Annotated in this window: 22 protein-coding genes, 1 other RNA gene and 2 riboswitches; of the genes, 7 read left to right on the forward strand and 16 right to left on the reverse strand. The window is 42.5% G+C overall.

Annotation, left to right across the window (positions count from 1 at the left end; translation table 11 throughout):
• Nucleotides 1-3 precede the first annotated feature (3 nt).
• The 4 genes from tpx to gcvT all read right to left on the reverse strand — a co-directional run bounded on the left by tpx (nucleotide 4) and on the right by gcvT (nucleotide 3,428).
• Nucleotides 4-501, reverse strand: coding sequence for a thiol peroxidase (gene tpx, locus Q91_RS09885; RefSeq protein WP_015006756.1), 498 nt, complete (start codon nucleotides 499-501; stop codon nucleotides 4-6).
• Between the two features lie 11 nt (nucleotides 502-512).
• Complete coding sequence (gene gcvPA / locus Q91_RS09890) at nucleotides 513-1,877, reverse strand: aminomethyl-transferring glycine dehydrogenase subunit GcvPA (RefSeq protein WP_015006757.1); 1,365 nt, start codon at nucleotides 1,875-1,877, stop codon at nucleotides 513-515.
• Between the two features lie 4 nt (nucleotides 1,878-1,881).
• A complete protein-coding gene (gene gcvH / locus Q91_RS09895) occupies nucleotides 1,882-2,271 on the reverse strand; it encodes a glycine cleavage system protein GcvH (protein WP_015006758.1) in 390 nt (129 codons plus the stop codon).
• A gap of 65 nt (nucleotides 2,272-2,336) precedes the next feature.
• Nucleotides 2,337-3,428 (reverse strand): glycine cleavage system aminomethyltransferase GcvT, encoded by a 1,092-nt coding sequence (gcvT, locus tag Q91_RS09900; protein WP_015006759.1) that lies wholly within the window; start codon nucleotides 3,426-3,428, stop codon nucleotides 2,337-2,339.
• Between the two features lie 43 nt (nucleotides 3,429-3,471).
• A riboswitch (glycine riboswitch) is annotated at nucleotides 3,472-3,573 on the reverse strand.
• Between the two features lie 17 nt (nucleotides 3,574-3,590).
• Nucleotides 3,591-3,679, reverse strand: a riboswitch (glycine riboswitch).
• Between the two features lie 150 nt (nucleotides 3,680-3,829).
• On the opposite strand from gcvT, the gene Q91_RS09905 reads away from it, so the two are divergent.
• Nucleotides 3,830-4,066 carry a TIGR02647 family protein gene (locus Q91_RS09905; protein WP_015006760.1) on the forward strand — a complete coding sequence of 79 codons (237 nt, stop codon included), beginning with the start codon at nucleotides 3,830-3,832 and terminating at the stop codon, nucleotides 4,064-4,066.
• A gap of 2 nt (nucleotides 4,067-4,068) precedes the next feature.
• Here the strand turns inward: Q91_RS09905 and Q91_RS09910 are convergent, their stop codons facing one another.
• Genes Q91_RS09910 through Q91_RS09925 form a run of 4 tightly spaced genes read right to left on the reverse strand, consistent with a single transcriptional unit; the run spans nucleotide 4,069 to nucleotide 8,348 of the window.
• Complete coding sequence (locus Q91_RS09910) at nucleotides 4,069-5,250, reverse strand: UbiH/UbiF/VisC/COQ6 family ubiquinone biosynthesis hydroxylase (protein WP_015006761.1); 1,182 nt, start codon at nucleotides 5,248-5,250, stop codon at nucleotides 4,069-4,071.
• Nucleotides 5,250-6,449, reverse strand: a complete 1,200-nt coding sequence (gene ubiH / locus Q91_RS09915) for a 2-octaprenyl-6-methoxyphenyl hydroxylase (protein WP_015006762.1) — start codon at nucleotides 6,447-6,449, stop codon at nucleotides 5,250-5,252. The genes Q91_RS09910 and ubiH overlap by 1 nt, the downstream gene beginning before the upstream one ends.
• Complete coding sequence (pepP, locus tag Q91_RS09920) at nucleotides 6,439-7,764, reverse strand: Xaa-Pro aminopeptidase (RefSeq protein ID WP_015006763.1); 1,326 nt, start codon at nucleotides 7,762-7,764, stop codon at nucleotides 6,439-6,441. Before pepP ends, ubiH begins: the two co-directional genes overlap by 11 nt.
• Before the next feature lie 20 nt (nucleotides 7,765-7,784).
• Nucleotides 7,785-8,348 carry a UPF0149 family protein gene (locus Q91_RS09925; protein ID WP_015006764.1) on the reverse strand — a complete coding sequence of 188 codons (564 nt, stop codon included), beginning with the start codon at nucleotides 8,346-8,348 and terminating at the stop codon, nucleotides 7,785-7,787.
• A gap of 123 nt (nucleotides 8,349-8,471) precedes the next feature.
• Between Q91_RS09925 and Q91_RS09930 the strand changes: the two genes are divergently transcribed.
• The 6 genes from Q91_RS09930 (at nucleotide 8,472) to Q91_RS09950 (ending at nucleotide 12,855) form a co-directional block, all read left to right on the forward strand.
• On the forward strand, nucleotides 8,472-8,690 hold the full coding sequence (locus Q91_RS09930; protein ID WP_015006765.1) for a TIGR02449 family protein: 219 nt from the start codon (nucleotides 8,472-8,474) through the stop codon (nucleotides 8,688-8,690).
• Nucleotides 8,691-8,692: 2 nt separating this feature from the next.
• Complete coding sequence (locus tag Q91_RS09935) at nucleotides 8,693-8,995, forward strand: cell division protein ZapA (protein WP_015006766.1); 303 nt, start codon at nucleotides 8,693-8,695, stop codon at nucleotides 8,993-8,995.
• A 218-nt stretch (nucleotides 8,996-9,213) separates the two neighbouring features.
• Nucleotides 9,214-9,393, forward strand: a non-coding RNA gene (ssrS, locus tag Q91_RS11520) — 6S RNA.
• A gap of 8 nt (nucleotides 9,394-9,401) precedes the next feature.
• Nucleotides 9,402-10,025 carry a 5-formyltetrahydrofolate cyclo-ligase gene (locus tag Q91_RS11525; RefSeq protein WP_083856997.1) on the forward strand — a complete coding sequence of 208 codons (624 nt, stop codon included), beginning with the start codon at nucleotides 9,402-9,404 and terminating at the stop codon, nucleotides 10,023-10,025.
• 87 nt (nucleotides 10,026-10,112) lie between these two features.
• On the forward strand, nucleotides 10,113-10,769 hold the full coding sequence (rpiA, locus tag Q91_RS09945) for a ribose-5-phosphate isomerase RpiA (RefSeq protein ID WP_015006768.1): 657 nt from the start codon (nucleotides 10,113-10,115) through the stop codon (nucleotides 10,767-10,769).
• A 382-nt stretch (nucleotides 10,770-11,151) separates the two neighbouring features.
• A complete protein-coding gene (locus tag Q91_RS09950) occupies nucleotides 11,152-12,855 on the forward strand; it encodes a SulP family inorganic anion transporter (protein WP_015006769.1) in 1,704 nt (567 codons plus the stop codon).
• Nucleotides 12,856-12,875: 20 nt separating this feature from the next.
• Here Q91_RS09950 and Q91_RS09955 read toward each other — a convergent pair whose 3' ends face one another.
• The 8 genes from Q91_RS09955 to galU all read right to left on the reverse strand — a co-directional run bounded on the left by Q91_RS09955 (nucleotide 12,876) and on the right by galU (nucleotide 21,161).
• The gene (locus Q91_RS09955) at nucleotides 12,876-14,387 is read right to left on the reverse strand and encodes a GGDEF domain-containing protein (protein ID WP_015006770.1); all 1,512 of its coding nucleotides are present in this window, start codon (nucleotides 14,385-14,387) and stop codon (nucleotides 12,876-12,878) included.
• A gap of 157 nt (nucleotides 14,388-14,544) precedes the next feature.
• Complete coding sequence (rpsI, locus tag Q91_RS09960; RefSeq protein ID WP_015006771.1) at nucleotides 14,545-14,937, reverse strand: 30S ribosomal protein S9; 393 nt, start codon at nucleotides 14,935-14,937, stop codon at nucleotides 14,545-14,547.
• Between the two features lie 15 nt (nucleotides 14,938-14,952).
• Complete coding sequence (gene rplM / locus Q91_RS09965; RefSeq protein WP_015006772.1) at nucleotides 14,953-15,381, reverse strand: 50S ribosomal protein L13; 429 nt, start codon at nucleotides 15,379-15,381, stop codon at nucleotides 14,953-14,955.
• A gap of 116 nt (nucleotides 15,382-15,497) precedes the next feature.
• The gene (locus Q91_RS09970; protein ID WP_015006773.1) at nucleotides 15,498-17,399 is read right to left on the reverse strand and encodes a nucleoside-diphosphate sugar epimerase/dehydratase; all 1,902 of its coding nucleotides are present in this window, start codon (nucleotides 17,397-17,399) and stop codon (nucleotides 15,498-15,500) included.
• Between the two features lie 15 nt (nucleotides 17,400-17,414).
• Nucleotides 17,415-18,131, reverse strand: a complete 717-nt coding sequence (locus Q91_RS11670) for a UDP binding domain-containing protein (RefSeq protein WP_238538329.1) — start codon at nucleotides 18,129-18,131, stop codon at nucleotides 17,415-17,417.
• A 103-nt stretch (nucleotides 18,132-18,234) separates the two neighbouring features.
• On the reverse strand, nucleotides 18,235-18,660 hold the full coding sequence (locus Q91_RS11675) for a hypothetical protein (protein WP_202948167.1): 426 nt from the start codon (nucleotides 18,658-18,660) through the stop codon (nucleotides 18,235-18,237).
• Nucleotides 18,650-20,275 carry a glucose-6-phosphate isomerase gene (gene pgi / locus Q91_RS09980; RefSeq protein WP_015006774.1) on the reverse strand — a complete coding sequence of 542 codons (1,626 nt, stop codon included), beginning with the start codon at nucleotides 20,273-20,275 and terminating at the stop codon, nucleotides 18,650-18,652. Before pgi ends, Q91_RS11675 begins: the two co-directional genes overlap by 11 nt.
• On the reverse strand, nucleotides 20,268-21,161 hold the full coding sequence (galU, locus tag Q91_RS09985) for a UTP--glucose-1-phosphate uridylyltransferase GalU (protein ID WP_015006775.1): 894 nt from the start codon (nucleotides 21,159-21,161) through the stop codon (nucleotides 20,268-20,270). Before galU ends, pgi begins: the two co-directional genes overlap by 8 nt.
• Nucleotides 21,162-21,267: the final 106 nt, after the last annotated feature.

Raw genomic sequence — 21,267 nt, forward strand, 5'->3', positions numbered from 1 at the left:
CTTTTATAGTGCGGCTAATGCTGTCTCGTAATCCGGCTCATCGGCAATTTCAGCCACCAATTCTGACGTTTTTACATTATTGTTTTCATCTAAACTAATTAACGCTCTCGCTGTAATACCTTTCAGCGGTCCATCACCAATCAGCACACCATAATCTTTTGCAAAGTTACGATCGCGCATCATTGACAAGGTAACGACATTTTCTAAGCCCTCGTCGCCACAAAAGCGCGACATTGCAAATGGTAAATCCGCCGATACAACAAGAATCACTGTATTAGGGTGGCTCTTAGCGTATTCATTCAATTTTTTGGTTGATAGCTGACAAGTTGGTGTGTCCAAGCTTGGCACAATGCTAATTATTTTCTTTTTACCGGCATAATCTGCGAGCGATACATCGGCCAACTCTTTAGTTGTTAGGCTGAAGTCTGGCGCGTTTGAACCCACTGCAGGAACATCGCCGTTTGTATGAATCTCATTACTTTGTAGTGTAATTGTTGCCATGGTTATTTCTCCTATCCGTTTAATAATGTATCGAGCGTCGTTGCAAATTGCTCAATGTCGTTTTCTGTGCGTGTTTCAGTAGCACAAACCATCAAGGCATTACCTAATTCAGGGTAATGCGCAGACACTTCAAAACCAGCCAAAATATGGTGCTCTCGCGCCAACGTATCAATTAATTGTTTAACGTCCATGTCTAACTGAAGAACGCATTCATGAAAGTTGGGAGCATTAAACACTGTTTTCACACCCTTTATAGTTTGCAAGCAATTGCGTAAAAGTTGGGTGTTTTTATGTGAATTGAGTGCTACTTTTTTAAGTCCCTCTGGACCAAGCAAGGACATATAAATAGTTGCCGCTGTTACCAATAACCCTTGGTTTGTACAAATATTTGATGTCGCTTTTGAACGCCTAATATGCTGCTCGCGGGCCTGCAACGTTAAAGTGAACCCTTCTTTACCATCTAGATCTGTTGTCCGACCAATAATTCGACCAGGCATTTGTCTAACATGCTTTTGTTTACAGCACATAAAGCCAAAATACGGCCCGCCTGACGCCAACGGAACACCCAGTGGCTGGCCTTCCCCACAAACAATGTCAACTCCTGTTTGCCCCCACTCACCTGGTGGCTTTAACAATGCCATGGCTACTGGGTTAACCACAGCGATTGACAGCATTTTATTCTCAGCTGCCCATGCAGTTAAAGCATCTACGTTTTCTATCACACCAAAAAAGTTAGGCTGGGGAATCACCAAGGCAGAAAAATCTTCGCCTGAAAACGAGTCGAGCGCATTTAAATCAGTTTGGCCCGTTTCTGAATCATACGGCACGGCCACCAGCTCAATATCTTGATTGTTGACAATCGCCTCTGTTACTGAACGATAAACAGGGTTCGTCGTCACCGGCATTAATATTTTCCGTGATTTAGACTTTTTATTCGCACGCACCGCCATTAGGACAGCCTCAGCGAGTGCCGAAGCACCGTCATACAGCGATGCATTTGATACATCCATGCCCATTAAACTGGCCATCATCGACTGAAATTCATACAACAACTGCAAGGTTCCTTGCGAAGCTTCGGCTTGATAGGGTGTATACGCACTATAAAACTCACCGCGCGTGGTTATTTCCCAAACAGCAGCAGGTATATGGTGTTCGTAAGCACCGGCACCTAAGAAGCATAATGGCAAGCCATCTTGTGCCGCACGGTCTCGAAGTAGACGAGTCACTTCCATCTCGTTCATACCTTGTGGGATTTTCTCTAAATCACCACACCGTAAATCTGCCGGGATTTCATCAAACAAGTCTTCAATACTATCCGCGCCAATGACCGATAGCATTTGTTCGATATCTTGCTCTGAATGGGGAATAAAGGGCATATTATTACTCGTCGTCGATTAAGTTTTCGTAGCCTTCAGCAGCCAATAAATCATCCAGCTCACTGGCATCAGTTGGTTTTACGACAAAAATCCAACCCTCGTCATATGGTGACTCATTAATTGCTTCTGGACTATCTTCTAATGCGTCATTAACCGCTACAATTTCCCCTGTTACGGGGCTATAGATATCTGACGCCGCCTTTACCGACTCAACAACACTGCACTCATCGCCTTTACCAACAGCTTGGCCAACCTCAGGTAACTCAACAAAAACTAAATCCCCCAATAGTTCTTGCGCATGATCGGTTATCCCAACGCGAATATTACCATCGGCTTCCAGTAATGCCCATTCATGAGAATCCGCATATTTTCTATCATCAGGTGTATTTGACATGTTTTTTCCTCTCTTTGTCCCCAAGGGCACTTATTTCGTTTAAGCGATCATTTCGCTTGATGTTGTTATAACGTTACCTGTACGTCCCCATGACGAACAAAACAAGGGCTGACTACCCTTGCCGTTTTAAGTTTGCCACGAATATCAATTTTACATGTTTCAGCAATATTTGCTGGTACACGTGCCAGCGCAATAGAACGTTCCATTGTCGGCGAATACCCGCCACTGGTTATTTCGCCAGTAGAGCCATCTTGCAAGACGACTTTTTGATGCCCTCTGAGAATGCCTTTATCTTCTAGCAGCAGACCTACAAACTGATCGCTGACACCGTTAGCGTTTATCGTTTCAAGCGCTGAACGGCCAATAAAGTGACGGTTTTCAGGTTGAAAGGCTACCGTCCATGCTAAGCCAGACTCTAGAGGATGTTTGCTTTCATCCATATCTTGACCGTATAAATTCATACCTGCTTCCAGCCTTAACGTATCTCTTGCGCCCAAACCACACGGTTTAACACCCACTTCGATTAACTGTTTCCAAAAACCTTCTGCTTTCTCTTCGGGCAGTATAATCTCAAAGCCATCCTCTCCGGTGTAGCCGGTTCTGCCAATAAACCACTCACCATACCAACAGGCACTAAATGGTTTAATTTCAGCTGCCGACAGCCCTAACCGCTCCGGTAATAATGGGCAAACTTTTTGACGAGCCTTTGGACCTTGTACTGCAATCATTGCCAATTGAGGCCGCTCAGTCACGGTCACTTCAAATGTATCGGCTTGCTTTTCAATCCACGCTAAATCTTTCTCTCGCGTTGAAGCATTAACCACTAGACGATAATTATTATCGTCTAAAAAATAAACAATAAGGTCATCAATAATGCCCGCTGCTTCATTCAGCATGCAACTATATAAAGCTTTTCCCTGTCGAGCTAGCTTCGCCACATCATTCGCTAACAGGTATTGTAAAAAAGCTTTCGCTTGCGCGCCATTAATATCAATAACAGTCATATGCGACACATCAAACATGCCAACCGATTGTCTGACCACATGGTGTTCATCTATTTGCGAACCATAATTTACTGGCATATCCCAGCCGCCAAAATCCACCATTCGGGCACCCAGTTCACGGTGCGCATCATTTAAAATTGTCTTTTTAGTCATCTAATTTCTCCGCACAAAAAAAGGGCGGCACGCGGAAACCACATGCCGCCCCTCTGTCCAAAACCTGAAAGTTTAAGAGCTTTTGCCCTCTTGCCTCTTCGGTGGGCTAAACGTATCCGCCTAACCTCTCTCCAGAGTCAACTGATTACCGGCAAGCCGGTAAATTCTCTTATGGTCCATTTGCCTGAGCGATTCCGAGCGAATTGCGCCTTCGGCGTCGGTGTTATACCGATCTCTCCCAAAAGAGGTTAATTGATAATCCATTGTACCCTGCTAAAGTCACTATTTCCATCAACAAAAATTTTCAAGCCATCGGATCTTTTTGCCCACACTGAAAAATAGTGTTACTGTTTCACCCACATTAAAAAGAATGTATGCGGTCCAACTTAGGGGGATTAATAATGAAATTCAACCAAGAACTCATTGATGAACTTAACATCCTTATACAGTACGATCTTAGCAATACCGAGCAGGGCATAAAAATACATCACGACGCTAGCCCAGCAACTATTGATGCCGCCGCTCGCTTATTCGATAAAGGGTTAATCGACAAAAAAGATGGCGGATATTTAACGTCTATTGGCAGAAAGGCGGCCGAACACACACTGTCTATTTCGGGCCTACTGATAACTGATTGAACTTAAACCCCCATTGCATATTTGCAAATTTGGTTTTTCAATAACGCCGACTGGTTAATCAAACCCATACCCGAACTTCTAGTCAGCTTAATAAGTGATTGATCTGCAGCGAAAAGCCGTTTAAAGCCATCCATAATGCCCATCATTAACAAATTGTCGCCCTTACGCTGACGCTCATAACGTCGCAATACCTGCTGACTGGCTATATCGCGTTTTGCTATATGTGCTTTTAACACCGCATCGGCTAATACCGTAGCATCTTTGAGCCCCAAATTTGCGCCTTGCCCTGCAAGCGGATGAATGGTGTGAATCGCATCACCAATCAAAACCATTCTCTGCTGACAATATTGCGATGAAAACTGTAACGCTAATGGAAATGCTCCGCGTTGGCTTACCAACTCAAGCTTACCAAGCTGCTGCTCAGACGCCTCTACTAACGCTCTACAAAAATCCGAGTCCGACAAGGCTAAGTAACCTTCTGTTGTTTCCACCGACGATGTCCAAACAATAGAGATCAAACCATCTCGTAAAGGCAATAAAGCTAAAGGACCTTCTGGCAAGAACCGCTGCCAAGCAGTATTTTGGTGTGGTTTTTCCGGTTTAATTGTCGCCACCAGCGCTTTTTGCTGATAACTCCAACCATAGTGCTCTATTCCACTTAGTTGCCGTATTTTAGAATTTGATCCATCAGCGCCCACCAATAGCTGGGCGTTGATCTGGGTATTCTTTGACAACTGAATCGACACACCATCTTCATTAGTCTCAAAACTCATCAATTGCGTTAATTTAAAAACATCGCAGCTTTTTAACTGCTGTAGTTTTTTCCATAACGCTAAGACAGTAATGCGATTTTCCACCACCGCACCCATCTGCATTTCACCAGCCTCGGCCGAATCGATGGCTAACTCACCACTACCGAAATGATCCCACACATACATTTTTTCAATTGGTTGCTCACCCAATTGAACAATCTCGTCCCAAACCCCTAATGATTTAAACACGTTAATCGAGGCAAGGGTGAGTGCAGAAACACGTAAATCATAACTCTCCTGAGGCCATTCAGCAGATGGATCACCAGCATCCACCAGGGCAACCGAGATGCCTTTTTCAGCCAACAAACAAGCCATTGTTGCTCCCGTTATGCCGCCACCAATAATCGCTACTTGGTATTTTTTTTCGCTCATTAACTGACCTTTAACCTTGCGATTGGAGCGCCTAAGCCCATAGCCTGTCGCGCAAACTCGTTCTTCAACAAGGGGATGTTGTCCAACATTAACAAACCACTATTTCGCATCACACTCAGCGCCGCGTTATCTGTTGAAAATAATTTAATCACACTGTCGGTAAACCCTGTTATTAATGCTTGGTCTGTTTTGCGATGTCGCGCATAGACTTCAAGCACATCATCAAGCTCCTCATCTTGCTGCGCTGAGATGATCACCCCTGCTAACATGGCTGCATCACGCAGGCCAAGATTAAACCCTTGCCCTGCCACTGGATGAAGTTGGTGTGCAGCATTACCAATCAACACTACTCGATTTGAAATATTCTGCGGGACATGCGACAGACTCAATGGAAACATTTGGCAGCTTCCCGCTAGCGACAACTCCCCTAACCACTGCCCAAAGCGTAATTGCAACCTCTGCAGAAAAGCGTCCTCTGATAGGTTTTTCACCTGTTCGGCTATACTAGACGGCATTGTCCAAACTAACGAATAAAGCCCATCAAAATGCGGCAACATCGCAATTGGACCTTCGCTAGTAAACCGCTCATAAGCAACGTCATTTTCATCTGACTCAACATGTATTAAGCCCGTGATCGCTTGCTGATCGTAAGGATATTCTTTTAATTCAAAAGGGCCTAGTTGACGAACTTTTGACAGCCCGCCATCCGCACCAACTAATAGTTTGCAAGACAGTGTTTGCTCTTTCCCATTAACACTAACAATCACCTCTACACCGTTGTCATTAACCGTATAATCACTTAGCGTTGCCGGCGATAAAACATCAACCGTGGTAGCTGCCAACCTGGTCGAAACAACCGACTCAATGCACCTAGCCTCTACCACATACCCCAGCGCCTCAACCTGCTGGTTTTGTGCTGACAGTCTCGTTTTACCAAAACGTCCTTTATCGGAAACATGTATATGCCGTATTGGCATCGCTTCATCACTCAGCTCTTGCCAACTATTTAACCGTTCAAGAATTTCCCTACTACCCCAAGACAAGGCTATTGCTCTTTTCCCTACACTATCGGCTTGTTTTTCATCGATGGTCTTTGCCTCTACAATAGCAACACGGCGCGATGTCTGGCTCAGCGCCAAACCTAGACATGCACCGACCATCCCACTGCCAATAATAATAAGATCGTAATCAGTCGTCATTAACCTTGCTCATCAGCGACTCGATGTCTTTAATTTCTTTAGGCACACTATCAGTCAACACTTCATGCCCTTTTTTAGTGACAAGCACATCATCTTCAATGCGTATCCCAATCCCACGCCACTTTTTATCGACTTCATTAGCATTTGGGTGAATATACAAACCAGGCTCAACGGTCAACACCATGCCGGGCTCCAGCAAGCGCCATTGATCATCTAATTTATAATCCCCAACATCGTGTACATCCATCCCTAACCAATGCCCTGTACGATGCATATAATACGGCTTATAGGCCTCATTTTTAATCAATGTTGACAAGCTACCTTGCAATAAACCAAGCCTAACCAAACCTTTTGTTAACACCTCAACCGCAGCATCATGCGGGTCGTTCCAATGGTTACCGGGTTTAACTTGCTCTATAGCTGCGTACTGGGCATCTAACACTAATTGATAGAGCGCTTTTTGCTCTTCATTAAACACACCATTTACGGGGAAAGTTCGGGTAATGTCAGATGCATATTTTTTCCATTCACAACCCGCATCAATCAACAATAAATCACCATCATTTAATACGGCATTATTATCTATGTAATGCAGAACACATCCATTATGCCCACCACCGACAATCGCTGGGTAGGCTTCTTGCTGTGCGCCATGACTCATAAAACAGTGCTTAAGGTTTGCCTCAACTTGATATTCATACATCCCCGGACGACAAGATTGCATAGCCTTAATATGTGCTTTAACTGATATTTTTGCCGCCTTTTTCATCCATTTAATTTCTTGTGCTGACTTTATAAGCCTCATTTCATGCAAAATATGATCTGACGAAATAAACTCTGCGGGTGCTGATACCCCTGCCCTAGAGCGGCCTCTTACTTGCTGAGACCAATCCATCAATTGTTGGTCAAAATCAGGCTGTGCCCCCATTGGGAAATACAACCGATTTTTATTTTCCAATAAGCCAGGCAAAATATCATCGATATCATCAATCGGAAATGCATCATCTACAGCATAATCACGAACCGCGCCTTCTAAGCCCGCACTCGCCCCTACCCATAAAGCGGTTTTCTCATCATATTCTCGGCAAAATAAAACATACTCGCCTTGCTCCCTACCTGGTACAAACACAATCACCGATTCAGGCTCATCAAAACCGCTTAAATAAAAGAAGTCACTGTTTTGACGAAAATGAAATTCCACATCGCTATTACGTTGCATAATAGATGCGCTGGCGATCACCGCAATATTCCCTTCACCCACCATGCGTAAAAATTGCTGCCTTCTACGGGCAAATTCTTTTTGCTCTTCTATCACAAAGCCTCCTTTATATCTCGCTAGTGAAGCGTTGGTTGTTCCGTTGATGAATCGCTATCTGGTTGCAGTTCTTGCATTAAAATTTGCACGCCCATCCGCACGTATTCTTGTAACTCCATAAACGCTTGCTCATCTGACTCATCTGAGTTGTCGGCATCTAAACGTGAAATCTCCATTAAATCTCTTAATATGCCTCTACAGTCCTCACTCCAATCTTTATCATCACCGACCCCCATATAAGCCACGCCATATAAAAAACCCTGGCACCATTCACTCATGGCAACTGCCCGCACACCAATCCGTTCTTCCTCATCGGGTAGCAACAAGTCAAAAATAAACTCATCGGTTTTGAGCAATTCCAATGTACCTTGAAACAAACCAATTAAGCCTTGTTTATCCTCATTCGTTAAGGCTTTTAGCTGATCTTCCGTATCAAATATTGCACTTATCCAACGATTAAAGTCTGCATCAAATTGCACACATAGCATGCCTGACGCCAAGCCATGTGCTTCAGACACATTCATACCAGCATCATGCTCATCAAAAATTAACTGCAAATCCTCATAATTACCTAAACGTTTCACTGCCCACTCCAAACAATTTATCAATGTGGCTATGCTATCATTACGTGACCGAGGCACCAAAACTTACCGACTATATTACTAACGGTATTGACCTTCTCAGCAATCACACCTACTATTTATCTTGTGAATAAAGAACAAAACCCAGAAATTGACTTGCAACACCTTGAGCAGAAAATTGACGCACTTGTTCAAGTGTGCCAAAACCTGCATGAAGAAAACCAACAACTCAAGAGCCAGCAAGCCGATCTCATTCAACAACGCAGTGCTTTAATGGATAAAACTGAAAAAGCTAAAACGCGTATTGAGTCAATGATTTCTAGGCTTAAATTAATGGAAATATAAGCATGTCAACTTCCACGACTGTCACCTTACACCTACTAGATAAAGAATACCGAGTCAGCTGCTCTGAAAATGAGCGAGCAGGGCTTGAGTCTTCTGCTCGGTTTTTAGATGAAAAAATGCAAAGCATTAAAAAATCCGGACGAGTAGTAGGCTTAGACCGCATAGCCGTAATGGCTGGCCTCAATATCACACATGATTTTTTAGTTGAAAACCAAAAAAAAAGCGGCGCCTCTTTAAATATTAGTGACAAAATAATCGCCCTTCAAAATAAACTAGACTTTGCCATAGACGCCTTCGGTAAATAGTTTTCCTACTTTAACTTTAATTTGCCCTACTCATTAAATTAGATAGGCTTCATACGACATCAACCGCAATCTGTTTAACCTTAGCTGCAAAACGAAGCGGCTTTACACTCTTTAGAAAACATCTTGATCAGCTGTAAAATAATAAAAATATTTTTTATCTCTCTTTAAATGTAAAAAATATACTGTTAATTTTTTTTCATAGGGTTACACTGTCAGTGCGTTTCCTGCGGTGTTCGAGTTAAGGTGAAATGCCCTTGGACCTAATTACCTACCCGGGAAGACAGATCATTTTGTTGGTGTGCACGCTCTACATAGAGAAGCCTAATGCAAATGTCCGACTCCCACTTGAACCTATCGGTTCAAGGTAGAAACCTGAATACGGCACTGGCGGGAAGCGCCCTATTTTATGACCCAATTAATACCTTCCTTAAGACAATCATTACGACGCAGACGTAACACTATTTCGACCTCTGATAGAGCCCGATTTGATTACAGTATCAACCAACATTTGTTAAAAACAGGGCTTCTTCTTCGCTCCTCAAGTGTTGCGAGTTACCTCGCTAATGATGGTGAACCAACACTCGATTTATTCATACAAGCTTGCTCAAAGACCCGCTGCAAACACTATCTCCCGGCTTTAAATAAGCAAAGACTTAGATTCTCTTCTTATCTATGGGGCGATCCATTGGAAAACAATCGATTCAATATCCCCGAGCCTGCCAAACAGCTCTATTTACCTGCTAAATTATTAACCAGCATACTCATTCCTTTAGTGGGTTTTGACCAGCTAGGCCATCGCATAGGTATGGGTGGCGGCTACTATGACCGTACACTCAATTTTATGTTGAGTCCGGCATGCAAAAAAAAACCGCTCTTAGTGGGTATCGCTTATAGCCTGCAAATGGTTGATACTATTAAGCCTGAAGCCTGGGATGTTCCATTAGATGCCATCGTCACAGAGCTTGGAGTGGTCTGCTTTTCAGCCAAGGCAAAACAACGCCTACTAGGCGACTCATCCGATGCATTATAAAAAATGATGATTAAATAACTTCTAACTACGCTTAGATGCGATATATCATACGAATACTTCTTAACAACTAACGCCAATCTTTTACTCATGCAAAACGACTTAAAAAAACTAGCTGCACAAGCCGCTATCCCGTACGTAAAGAACTGCCGTATTTTAGGCGTTGGTACCGGCTCAACGGTCAACCACTTTATTGATTTATTGGTTCCTCTTAAGCATCAATTTGAAGGTGCCGTTTCAAGTTCAGAGGCCAGCACAGAAAGATTATTGGCTTTAGGCATCCCGGTTCTTGATTTAAATGCCGTGGGCACTTTAGATATTTATGTTGATGGAGCCGATGAAATTAATACGAATTTAGAACTCATAAAAGGAGGCGGTGGTGCCTTGACCCGTGAAAAGATTATTGCCGCCGCCAGCAAACACTTTATTTGTATTGCCGACCACAGCAAGTTAGTCTCTCGATTGGGCAAATTTCCGCTACCTGTAGAAGTCATTCCGATGGCTAGAAGTTATGTTGCTCGAACCATATCAGCACTTGGTGGTCAGCCCGTCTGGCGAGAAAATTTTATTACTGATAACGGCAACGTCATTTTAGATATTCACCGTTTAGATATTTTAGAGCCAATGAAACTGGAAAACACACTCAATAACATTACCGGTGTTGTAACAACAGGCCTATTCGCTAACCGGTCGGCTGATACTGTTTTGCTTGCCAGTGAACAGGGGACCCAAACCTTAACGCTTTAAACCAAAGCCTCCAGAACATTTATTTCAGGCAAAAAAAGGGGCTAAAAGCCCCCTAGTTTTTATTTTTATTATTATTTTTTATGCAGCTCTTCTAACTACAAAAGAAACTGTCTTTCCCCTCTCCTTGCTCTTAAAATGAATAATACAGTGTTTTTGCAAAAAAGCAACAATATATATTTTTTAACTGATTGATTTTATTATAATTTTATTGCATTGCAACAAAAAAAATGATTGAAGTCAATTTTAAACAACAGCTTAATAAAGTTATTATATATTTATGCTAATTTAATATACCTATAAATTCTGTCAAAGAACGTTACCCCTGCATTTAGCTCAGGTGCGTTACGAATGATAAAAATACGGCGCAATAAGGTTTTACATCATGCTTCTACCAAGCTGGATCAAGACGTACCAAACCGCTCAATTAAAGGGGGATTTAATTGCTGGCGTCATTGTTGCTATTGTCCTTATTCCTCAATCTATGGCATATGGTCTGTTGGCAGGCCTCCCCGCCGAAGTAGCCCTGTATTCATCCGTTCTTCCAATCATTTTATACGCCGCTTTCGGCAGTAGTCGAACATTGGCCATTGGGCCGGTCGGTATTATGTCGTTAATGACAGGCGCCACTATCGCCGAATTAGGCATCAGCAATATTGACGAAGTAATAAACGCAGCAAACACTCTGGCTTTATTAACTGGCATCATCTTGCTATTAATGCGAACAGCTAGGTTAGGTAGTATTATAAATTTTCTAAGTCACCCCGTTGTTTCCGGGTTTATTAGCGCCTCAGCTATCATTATCGCCTTAAGCCAAGTAAAACATATTGTTGGTTTAAACATCACCGAAGGGCTCGCCCCTTACCAGGCTATAACCCATATCGTTACCCAACTTCCCCAAGGACACCTAGTAACAAGCATCCTCGGAGTTTGCAGCTTAATGCTTCTATGGTGGTTTAAAGGCCCTTTAGCAAACCTCTTAAAGAAAAGAGCATTTAACCCAAACAGCATAAAGTTTATATCGAATTCTGGCCCTCTTATTGTTGCCGTTACTGGCACTCTTGTTGTTTATTATTTCCATTTAAATACACGATTTGAGGTATCCGTGGTTGGTTATATTCCACCAGGGCTTCCTCATATTATTCTGCCTAATTACGATGAGCAACTATTTAAACAACTCCTTCCCTCTGCTCTGCTTATCGCTTTAATTGGTTATCTAGAAAGTGTTTCTATTGCAAAATCCATGGCTGGGCAGAAACGACAAAAAATCGATGCGAATAAGGAACTCTTAGGACTCAGTGCTGCCAATGTCTCATCAGCTCTTAGTGGTGGCTATCCAGTAGCTGGAGGTTTTGGTCGTTCGATGGTTAATTTCACCGCCGGCGCTAACTCCCCCTTGGCGTCTATTATTACGGCTTGTTTAGTTGGTTTGACGCTGTCTGTTTTAACACCCTTATTCTTTTTTTTACCAAAGGCTGCACTCAGTGCAGTTATTATATTTGCCGTACTACCTCTCATTGACACACACACCCTTAAACACACATGGCGCTACGACCGTACAGAGGCCACTTTGATGTTAATAACTTTTCTTACTGTGTTATTTATTAATGTAGAAAGCGGCATTCTGGCTGGCATTATTATCTCTATTGGCTTATACCTACATAGAAGCAGCCAACCTCATATTGCTGTAGTTGGGCAAGTGGGAAACTCTGAGCATTATAGAAACATCAAGCGCTATAAAGTAAAAACGGATAAAGAAATTCTTGCCATACGCGTTGACGAAAACCTTTATTTTGCTAACACAAACTACCTTGAAGACAATATTATGGGGTTGGTTGCGGACAACCAGTCGATTAACCATATTGTACTTATTTGTCAGTCGATAAGCTTTATTGACACCAGCGCGCTACAATCCTTAAGTGACATTCTTTACCGACTTGAAAAAGCCAACATTCAGCTACACTTAGCTGAAATAAAAGGTCCGGTTATGGATAAGCTGAAAGATACTGAGTTTCTACAAAAGATAGGCACGGAAAATATTTTTTTAAGCACTCACCAAGCCATAACGACATTACAAGCGCGCCGCTAACTACGCCAAACATTTAAGGATTATATTGCCCGCTCACTCAAGCATTGGTTCCTTCCTAAACTTTTAGCTTTATACAAGGCCTGATCAGCCCTTCCATAGACATCACTTACCGTATCTCCAGGAGCAAACTCGGCACAACCAACAGACATTGTTATTGTAAGTCGTTTACCTTGATAACCAAACTTGCAATCTTCTACACTTTTTCGAAATTGCTCTAACCTTTTTAACCCACTATCAAGGTCACTACCTGTAAAAATAACAGCAAATTCTTCGCCGCCAATTCGACCAAAGAAATCACTTTCTCGTACCTGCTTATTAATTAACTGGCTAATCGTGCATAACACCTTGTCACCTACAGAGTGCCCATACGTATCATTAATTTTTTTAAAACGGTCAATATCTAACACGGCCAACACCAAAGGCTCTGCATTTCGTTTCCAGCGCTCGTACTCGAGCCTAATACGCTCATCAAACGCTCGCCTATTTGCAACCCCCGTCAACACATCAACCAGTGCTTCTTCATGTGCCTGTATTAGCGATAATTTCAGCTCTTGTACTTGTAACTCCATTTTTTTTAATTTATTCGCTACGGAAAATGCATACCCTTCGACTTCATCTACTCGACGCCTTTCTACCTCGGTAAATTCAGAGACTGTTTGACTAAACTCAGCAAGCCGTTTGGTCAGCAAGGTCTTTAATAACGCTAAATTATCTGCTTGCAACACCGACTCTTGCAATGTTTTAACCTGACCACCCATCAACTCAGTCAAACGCCATCGATCTTTTAATTCATCTGCTTCTTCAGCTCCTGCTTGCCTAAGATCTGAAGAAAGTTCAGCCAACTTATGAATAACTGTTTCAACAAGCCCAGAGAACTCAACAATGAGCTCATTCTTGTTTACAATACCGTTTCCTAGCACATCAAAAGTTTCTTTATGAAAAGTACTAAGGTCAGATAAGTTAGCAATCCTCTCAATATCTTTATGCAACCCAGCCACCTTAATCGACTCTGCAAGCCCGGCGTCTAATGCTTCAAGACTTCCTAATTGACGTGCTAGATCACCCTTTAATCCGTTTAAAGAAGCTTTAATTGAAGGACCACTATTATCAAAAAGCGCCCCAACTATTAAATTAACGACTTTTCGGGTAAAAGCTTTTAACTCATTTGGAGTACGAATCTTAGCGGCATCTTTTTGCAAGATTTCAACATCATCATCCAATACATCTGACATTTTTAAATTTTCTAACAGAATATCTAACGTGGTAATTGCTGAACGTAAATCGTCTTTATCAAAATAGCTTATCACTAAGTCTCTTACACGACTTAATGCTTCAACAGGTGCTCCTTCACCATTGGGCGTATTCCTAGGTAACGAGTTAATCGCTTTATCTATTGCCTTATGGTGCCCTTTAACTCCTTTTAATATCGACATTAGTACTTGATACAACGCCTGAATACTATCTGCCGCCTTTTGCTCGGACTCATCCAGCTCTTTTAATGCACGCCTATACTTCTCTTTATAGTCTGCCATCAATCAGTATCTAAATAATCATGTTTGAAGTATAGACCAACCTTTAAAAAGATACCAACACACCGATTTCTTTTCCTTTTGCACAAAAAAAGCCCATTTTAATAATGGGCTTTTTTTAAAACGGTAAGAACTTTCGCTCTTATTTGAAGCAATACGATTAACGTTTTGAGTACTGAGGACGTTTTCTCGCTTTGTGAAGACCAACTTTTTTACGCTCAACTTCACGTGAATCACGTGTTACAAAACCTGCTTTGCGAAGGGCAGGACGTAACTCGCCATCAAACTCCATTAATGCCCGGGTAATCCCCAATCTAATAGCACCGGCTTGACCTGATGTTCCACCACCTTTTACAGTGATAAGAAGGTCAAATTTCTCCATTGCTTCTGCTGTTTCTAGTGGCTGACGAACAATCATACGATCAGTTTCGCGGCCAAAATAAGTATCTAGCGTTGCATTGTTAATTTTAATCTCGCCTTTGCCAGGACGTGCAAAAACACGTGCAACTGAACTTTTACGACGACCAGTTCCATAATATTGGGTTTGTGCCATGATAATAAACTCTTGTTATAGTTCTAATGTTTTAGGTTGTTGGGCTTGATGCGTATGCTCAGCGCCAACAAATACTTTCATTTTCTTGAACATATTTCTACCCAATGTGTTTTTCGGCAACATGCCTCTAACAGCTGATTGGATGATACGCTCTGGGTGTGTTTCACGAAGCTTACCTAAAGAAACAGACTTTAAGTTACCAATGTAACCTGTGTGATGATAATACATCTTGTCTTTTTCTTTATTGCCTGTCACACCAATTTTTTCAGCGTTAATGACAACAATGTAATCGCCCGTATCAACGTGAGGTGTATATTCAGGCTTATGCTTACCGCGTAAACGGCGTGCTATTTCTGTGGCCAAGCGCCCCAGCGCTTTACCTTCGGCATCAACAACATACCAATCGTGTTCTACTTCTTCTGTTTTTGCGCTAAATGTTTTCATTTCTTAATTCCACTCACTCGAGATGCGGGTCTATCAAAGAGCCGCGTATTCTATCTATTTTTTATCTAAATCACAATGTTAAGTTACAAAACTTTATAAAATCGAACTAAAACCGTCTAATGCAGCACATTCGCAATAGCACATTGTGGTTTATAACCAACCACTGCTTCTGATAATACCGCTCTAATTTCAACATCATCATTGTCATTAATCGCTTGCTGCAAACGCCTAATGAGAACATTCAGCTCTTCCCAAGGAATCATACTTTCATTAGCCCGCATGATTTTTTCATGGTCTGTATTTTTCACATCATTACCGATCAATAACTCTTCATACAGCTTTTCACCCGGGCGTAACCCGGTGAACTTTATTTCGATGTCTCCGTGCGGCGTATCATCTCCTTTAACTTCTAGTCCACTTAAATGAATCATTCGCTTTGCCAATTCTAATATTTTAACAGGATCGCCCATGTCTAAAACGAACACATCGCCACCTTTTGCCATGGCACCCGCTTGTATAACCAATTGGGCTGCCTCAGGGATTGTCATAAAGTAACGAATAATTTTAGGGTCCGTCACAGTCACTGGACCACCTTCTTTTATTTGCTTCTTAAACAGAGGAATGACGGAGCCTGACGAGCCGAGCACATTGCCAAAACGCACCATCGCAAATTGTGTTGCAGATACGCCTCTATGCTTATTACTTAATGCCTGCAAAACCAATTCAGCCATTCTTTTTGAAGCCCCCATCGTATTAGTAGGCCGCACAGCCTTATCTGTTGAGATCAGTATAAAGTCCTTAACCTTCGACTTTAATGCTGCCTCAGCTGTATATAAGGTCCCCAGAATATTGTTTTTAATTGCTTCTCTTGGGTTTTGCTCAACTAATGGCACATGCTTATAGGCTGCAGCATGATATACCGTTTCAACGTGCGCCGCCTGACAAGCTAATAAAACTCGATCTGAATCCGTTACCGACCCCAAGACAGGCTTAATGACCACTTCTTCGCTGATCGGCTGATTTTTTAAATCATGCTCTATCATATAAAGTGCAAACTCACTATGTTCAAATAAAACAATCTCTTTTGGCTTTTGCTGCAAGATTTGACGACACAGCTCAGCTCCGATTGAGCCACCTGCCCCCGTTACCATCACAACTTTATTATGTATGTTTTTCGCCATCAAAGATTTATTAGGCAATACCTGATCACGGCCTAATAAATCTTCAATTTCAACGTCTCTTATATCATCAACCGTTACTTCACCCTCGGCAATTTCAGCTAATGTTGGTAACGTTTTCACAGTTACTGGGTAAGGCTCCAACAAAGCAATAACTTGGTTACGGCGAGACCGTGACACTGAGGGCATCGCCAATAACACATCCTTCACTCCATGTCGCTCAATAAGTCGGCTCAAATGTGAGAACGGGTGCACACGAACATCACCCATTTGCCGCCGATGAAGTGATGGCTCGTCATCAATAAAGGCCACTACTTTCATACCACTTTTTACATTTAGTTGCCCAAGCACTTGCATACCTGACGAGCCCGCACCATAAATGACCACATTACGAGCTGCATTTACATTCGCAGGAGCCAACCCTGCCAGCCACCAACGCACCACCATTCGACTTCCACCCACCATAAGGAGAGCCACCAACCAATTAATAATGTGAACTGAACGCGGCACAACTTCAATGTTCGCCAACACAACAAAAAAAGCAATAAGCAAGCTATAAAGAGAGACCGCCTTAACCACAACCCATAACGAGTGAAAGCCAATATATCTAATAATCGCTCGATACAAGCCCAATCTAATAAAAATAGGTGTTGCTATAAAAGGCGCAACAGCAAACAACCAAATTACGCTGCCTTCGGGCCAATAAAACTCACCTAGCCGTAGTGAGAAGGATACCCATAAAGCCAACGTAATAACAATAAAATCAAATAGCAGCGTAACCGCACGCTTTATCCGCCTGCTTCGACTAATGAACCAACCTGGAAGTGAAAAAATATCCATATTTAACTCACACCTCTACCGACCTACTCCTAAATAATAAAACCCGTGCTGTTTAACGACCTCTTTATCAAAAACATTCCTCCCATCAATGATCAAACGATCATTCATGCATTTAGCAAGTTGCTCATAATCAGGTGACCAATAAAGCGGCCATTCAGTAACGAGTAATAACGCATCAGCACCAGCTGCTGCATCCATCGGTGTTTTACAATAACGGATCAATTTTTCACCTGTATAATAACTTTTTATATTTGGTATTGCTTCTGGGTCATGGATATTAACTTGAACCCCTTGTGCAACCAGCGCATTAATTATTTTTATACTAGGTGCATTATCAATACTGGCTGTCCCTGGCTTAAATGAACACCCCCAAATTGCAACCATCTTACCGTCCAAAGCACCATTATAGTGCTGCCATAATTTCCTGAACAGCAATTCTTTTTGCACCTCATTTTCGTCAACAACTGCTTTTAAGAGTGATTGCTGCTTCTGCTGTTGAAAAATGCCAGAAAACTTAGAAACATAAGCATGGAAGTTCTGCCCTCCAAAACCACAGCCCGGCGACAAGTAATGCTCACCGATCCTTGTATCAGCCCTCATTCCTTCTTGAACAACGCTAATATCCACACCTAACTGATCTGCCAGATTAGCCAATTCATTAACATAACCTAAACGAATAGCGAGCATGCCTGTAATAGCAAATTTGGTAAATTCAGCTTCACGAGTTGTCATTAACTGCAGTGTATTCAAGCCCTCACTAAACGGCCTTAATAAAGCTCGAGCCTTAACTAATGCCTTATCATGATCTAGCCCCAAAACGATCCCGTTAGGTTGACTAAAACGCCGAACCTTCTTGTAAATTATCGGGGATATACACCACATAGCCTTTCCCTTTTAATCGAGTTTGCAGGTCACGTGTCGCTCCCACCGCAAAGTTACATTGATTAACGACCAGCATATCATTTTGAGCTGATTGAGAAAGCCGCTCCATCACTTGCTCAGCCTTGTATTGCTGGTCTGGCTGAAAGGCAAGCCAATGAATATTAGCCTCTGACTGCACTCCTTCGTTACGCCGACTAAGTCGGCCACTACTAATCTGCGCTTCTAACTGTTGCAATAAATTCGGCTCATCACGAACCGTCGGAATCTTTCCTAATTCACCTTGCGACACACCGCAAATAACTACATCGTTTCCTACTTTAGCTAGGCATGTCGCCGCAACCCAGGCAGAAAGCCCCGCACCATACACATTAACTTTCATACTGAGCCTGTTGACGTTGAACACGCTGAATCAATCCCCTAGTAGATGAATCTAGATCCCCACTCACCTGTGACTGAAACTCTGGTAATAATGATGAAGCTAGCTTTTTGCCTTTTTCCACGCCCCACTGATCAAACGGGTTTATTTCCCAAATCACCGACTGCACAAACACTTTATGCTCATATAAAGCAATCAGTCCGCCAAGCGTTTCCGGCGTTAATTCATCCAACATAATCGTGCTACTAGGCTGATTGCCGTCGTAATGCTGATAACCTAAATCATTTTCCGATTCGGCGCCCAAAGCCAGAAGCCTAGATTGCGCCAAGCAATTAGCAAGCGATAACTGATGTTGCAGCTGAAGCTCTTCACCTTCGCCTTCATAGCGTACCGCTGTGGTAATAAAGTCGCACATCACCAATTCGGTACCTTGATGTAAAAGCTGATAAAACGCGTGTTGTGCATTCGAGCCGACTTCACCCCATAACACTGGGCAGGTGCGGTAATTAAGCCGCTCTCCCTTGGTATTGACACTTTTTCCATTACTTTCCATTTCCAACTGTTGTAAATAGGATGGTAAATGTGAAAGACGCCCATCATAAGGCAAAATTGTGTGTGCATGAATATTCAAAAAGTTAATATTCCAGACGCCAACCAAGCCTAATAAAACGGGCAAATTTTTATCAAAGCTCGTTTCTCTAAAATGCCTGTCCATTGCATGAGCACCTTTAAGAATCGCACGAAAATTTTCCATACCAACTTTAAGCGCAATAGGCAACCCTATTACTGACCACAAAGAATATCGCCCACCAACCCAATCCCAAAATAATAATTGGTTTTTCTCGGGAACCCCCCATGATTGTGCCGCACGGATATTCCCAGTTGCTGCAATAAAGTGATGTTGATTAATTAAGTCAACAGACTTCCCACTTGCTTTTAACAACCATTCCCTAGCCGTATTAGCATTTGCCAAGGTGTCAATTGTGCTAAATGTTTTAGAGGCCACAATAAATAATGTTGTCGCGGGCTCTAATAAAGGCAGTAGCTTTTCTAGTTCACTCCCATCCATTGATGATACAAAATGGATATCAAGTTGCTTGCTTTCAGCAGGCGTATATTGCTCTAATGCATCACAAGCCATTAACGGCCCAAGGTTTGAACCTCCAACCCCAATATTTACAATTGACCGAATAGGTCGACCATCAAAACCTCGCCACTGAGCCTGCTGGATCTGCCTAACCAATAACGCCATTTTTTCTAAGGAAGCATGGATATCTTCCGTAATAACCCGGTCGTTAACCCTAAGGGTTTCCTCTTTGGGGAGCCGTAACGCAGTATGCAACGCAGAACGCCCCTCCGATACATTGACTTGCTCTCCAGTAAATAATTTTTCAATCCATTCGCCCAGCGCTTGCTGCTCAGCTAAGGCCATTAATTTACCCAATGTGTCTTTGGTAATCCGCTGCTTTGAAAGATCTAATAAAAAACTCTCGGTAGAAAAACTAAACTCATCAAACCTATCAGCCTCTAGACGAAATAACTCAGATAGGTGCAACCCCTTCATTTCTTCAGCGTGCGACTGAAGATCAACCCATGCTTTTACCTCACCACTATTCATGCTCATTAGCTAAGGCGTTGATAAACTGTCTCAAACCGTTGGCCGTGTCACTATGCTGTAAACCATACGCAAGATTAGCCTTTAAATAACCCAGTTTTTCCCCACAATCATACGTATCGCCCATCATTTTATAGGCCTCCACTGGCTCCAATTCTAATAGAGTATCAATAGCATCCGTGAGTTGTATTTCGCCACCCGCACCGGGCTTACCGTCAGCTAGCAAACTCATAATCTTCCCAGGTAGCACATAACGACCAATAACGGCTAAATTTGAAGGCGATTCGTCTTGCTTTGGCTTCTCGACGAGTCCTTTAATAGCTGTAGATTCGCCAAACGCTGGGGCCACACCTCCACAGTCGGCAATACCATATAGTTGAACTTTATCGTCTGGCACTTCGCCGACCATAATTTGAGCCGCACCTGTGTTTTCAAACTCAACAACCATTCTCATTAAGTCATTCGTTTTATCACCCCCGTTATTCACCAACACATCAGGTAAAATAACTACAAATGGTTCGCCGCCAACCGTGCTCGCAGCACAATGTACCGCATGACCAAGGCCTTTTGCTTCGGGTTGCCGAATTGAAATAATCGATACTTCTGGGGGGACAATATTTTGAATAGCCGCCAACAACGCCGTTTTATTTTTACGTGCTAACTCAGCCTCAAGTTCATAATGCGAATCAAAATGGTCCTCAATTGCCGATTTACCCGTGCGCGTCACCAAAATGATTTCTTTAATGCCAGCCGCAACAGCTTCTTCAACCACATATTGAATAACCGGCTTATCCACTACTGGCATCATTTCTTTTGGGATCGCTTTACTAGCGGGTAACACACGCGTGCCTAAACCTGCAACGGGGATTACTGCTTTTCGAACTTTCAACGTCCTTGCTCCTTAAAACTATCGATAATCGCTAAGTCTAGCAAAGAAAAAAGACTACCAGCTTTTTTCCTGACTAAATTCGTAAAAATAGCAACCCAGAATCACG

Origin of the sequence: Cycloclasticus sp. P1 (assembly GCF_000299965.1) — a bacterium.
Taxonomy (GTDB): Bacteria; Pseudomonadota; Gammaproteobacteria; order Methylococcales; family Cycloclasticaceae; genus Cycloclasticus; species Cycloclasticus pugetii.

Excerpts from the sequence above, each read along its gene's own strand:
- tpx (WP_015006756.1), bottom strand. The coding sequence starts at position 501 with ATGGCAACAATTACACTACAAAGTAATGAGATTCATACAAACGGCGAT.
- gcvPA (WP_015006757.1), bottom strand. The coding sequence starts at position 1,877 with ATGCCCTTTATTCCCCATTCAGAGCAAGATATCGAACAAATGCTATCG.
- gcvH (WP_015006758.1), bottom strand. The coding sequence starts at position 2,271 with ATGTCAAATACACCTGATGATAGAAAATATGCGGATTCTCATGAATGG.
- gcvT (WP_015006759.1), bottom strand. The coding sequence starts at position 3,428 with ATGACTAAAAAGACAATTTTAAATGATGCGCACCGTGAACTGGGTGCC.
- Q91_RS09905 (WP_015006760.1), top strand. The coding sequence starts at position 3,830 with ATGAAATTCAACCAAGAACTCATTGATGAACTTAACATCCTTATACAG.
- Q91_RS09910 (WP_015006761.1), bottom strand. The coding sequence starts at position 5,250 with ATGAGCGAAAAAAAATACCAAGTAGCGATTATTGGTGGCGGCATAACG.
- ubiH (WP_015006762.1), bottom strand. The coding sequence starts at position 6,449 with ATGACGACTGATTACGATCTTATTATTATTGGCAGTGGGATGGTCGGT.
- Q91_RS09935 (WP_015006766.1), top strand. The coding sequence starts at position 8,693 with ATGTCAACTTCCACGACTGTCACCTTACACCTACTAGATAAAGAATAC.
- Q91_RS11525 (WP_083856997.1), top strand. The coding sequence starts at position 9,402 with ATGACCCAATTAATACCTTCCTTAAGACAATCATTACGACGCAGACGT.
- rpiA (WP_015006768.1), top strand. The coding sequence starts at position 10,113 with ATGCAAAACGACTTAAAAAAACTAGCTGCACAAGCCGCTATCCCGTAC.
- Q91_RS09950 (WP_015006769.1), top strand. The coding sequence starts at position 11,152 with ATGCTTCTACCAAGCTGGATCAAGACGTACCAAACCGCTCAATTAAAG.
- Q91_RS09955 (WP_015006770.1), bottom strand. The coding sequence starts at position 14,387 with ATGGCAGACTATAAAGAGAAGTATAGGCGTGCATTAAAAGAGCTGGAT.
- rpsI (WP_015006771.1), bottom strand. The coding sequence starts at position 14,937 with ATGGCACAAACCCAATATTATGGAACTGGTCGTCGTAAAAGTTCAGTT.
- rplM (WP_015006772.1), bottom strand. The coding sequence starts at position 15,381 with ATGAAAACATTTAGCGCAAAAACAGAAGAAGTAGAACACGATTGGTAT.
- Q91_RS09970 (WP_015006773.1), bottom strand. The coding sequence starts at position 17,399 with ATGGATATTTTTTCACTTCCAGGTTGGTTCATTAGTCGAAGCAGGCGG.
- Q91_RS11670 (WP_238538329.1), bottom strand. The coding sequence starts at position 18,131 with ATGACAACTCGTGAAGCTGAATTTACCAAATTTGCTATTACAGGCATG.
- Q91_RS11675 (WP_202948167.1), bottom strand. The coding sequence starts at position 18,660 with ATGAAAGTTAATGTGTATGGTGCGGGGCTTTCTGCCTGGGTTGCGGCG.
- pgi (WP_015006774.1), bottom strand. The coding sequence starts at position 20,275 with ATGAATAGTGGTGAGGTAAAAGCATGGGTTGATCTTCAGTCGCACGCT.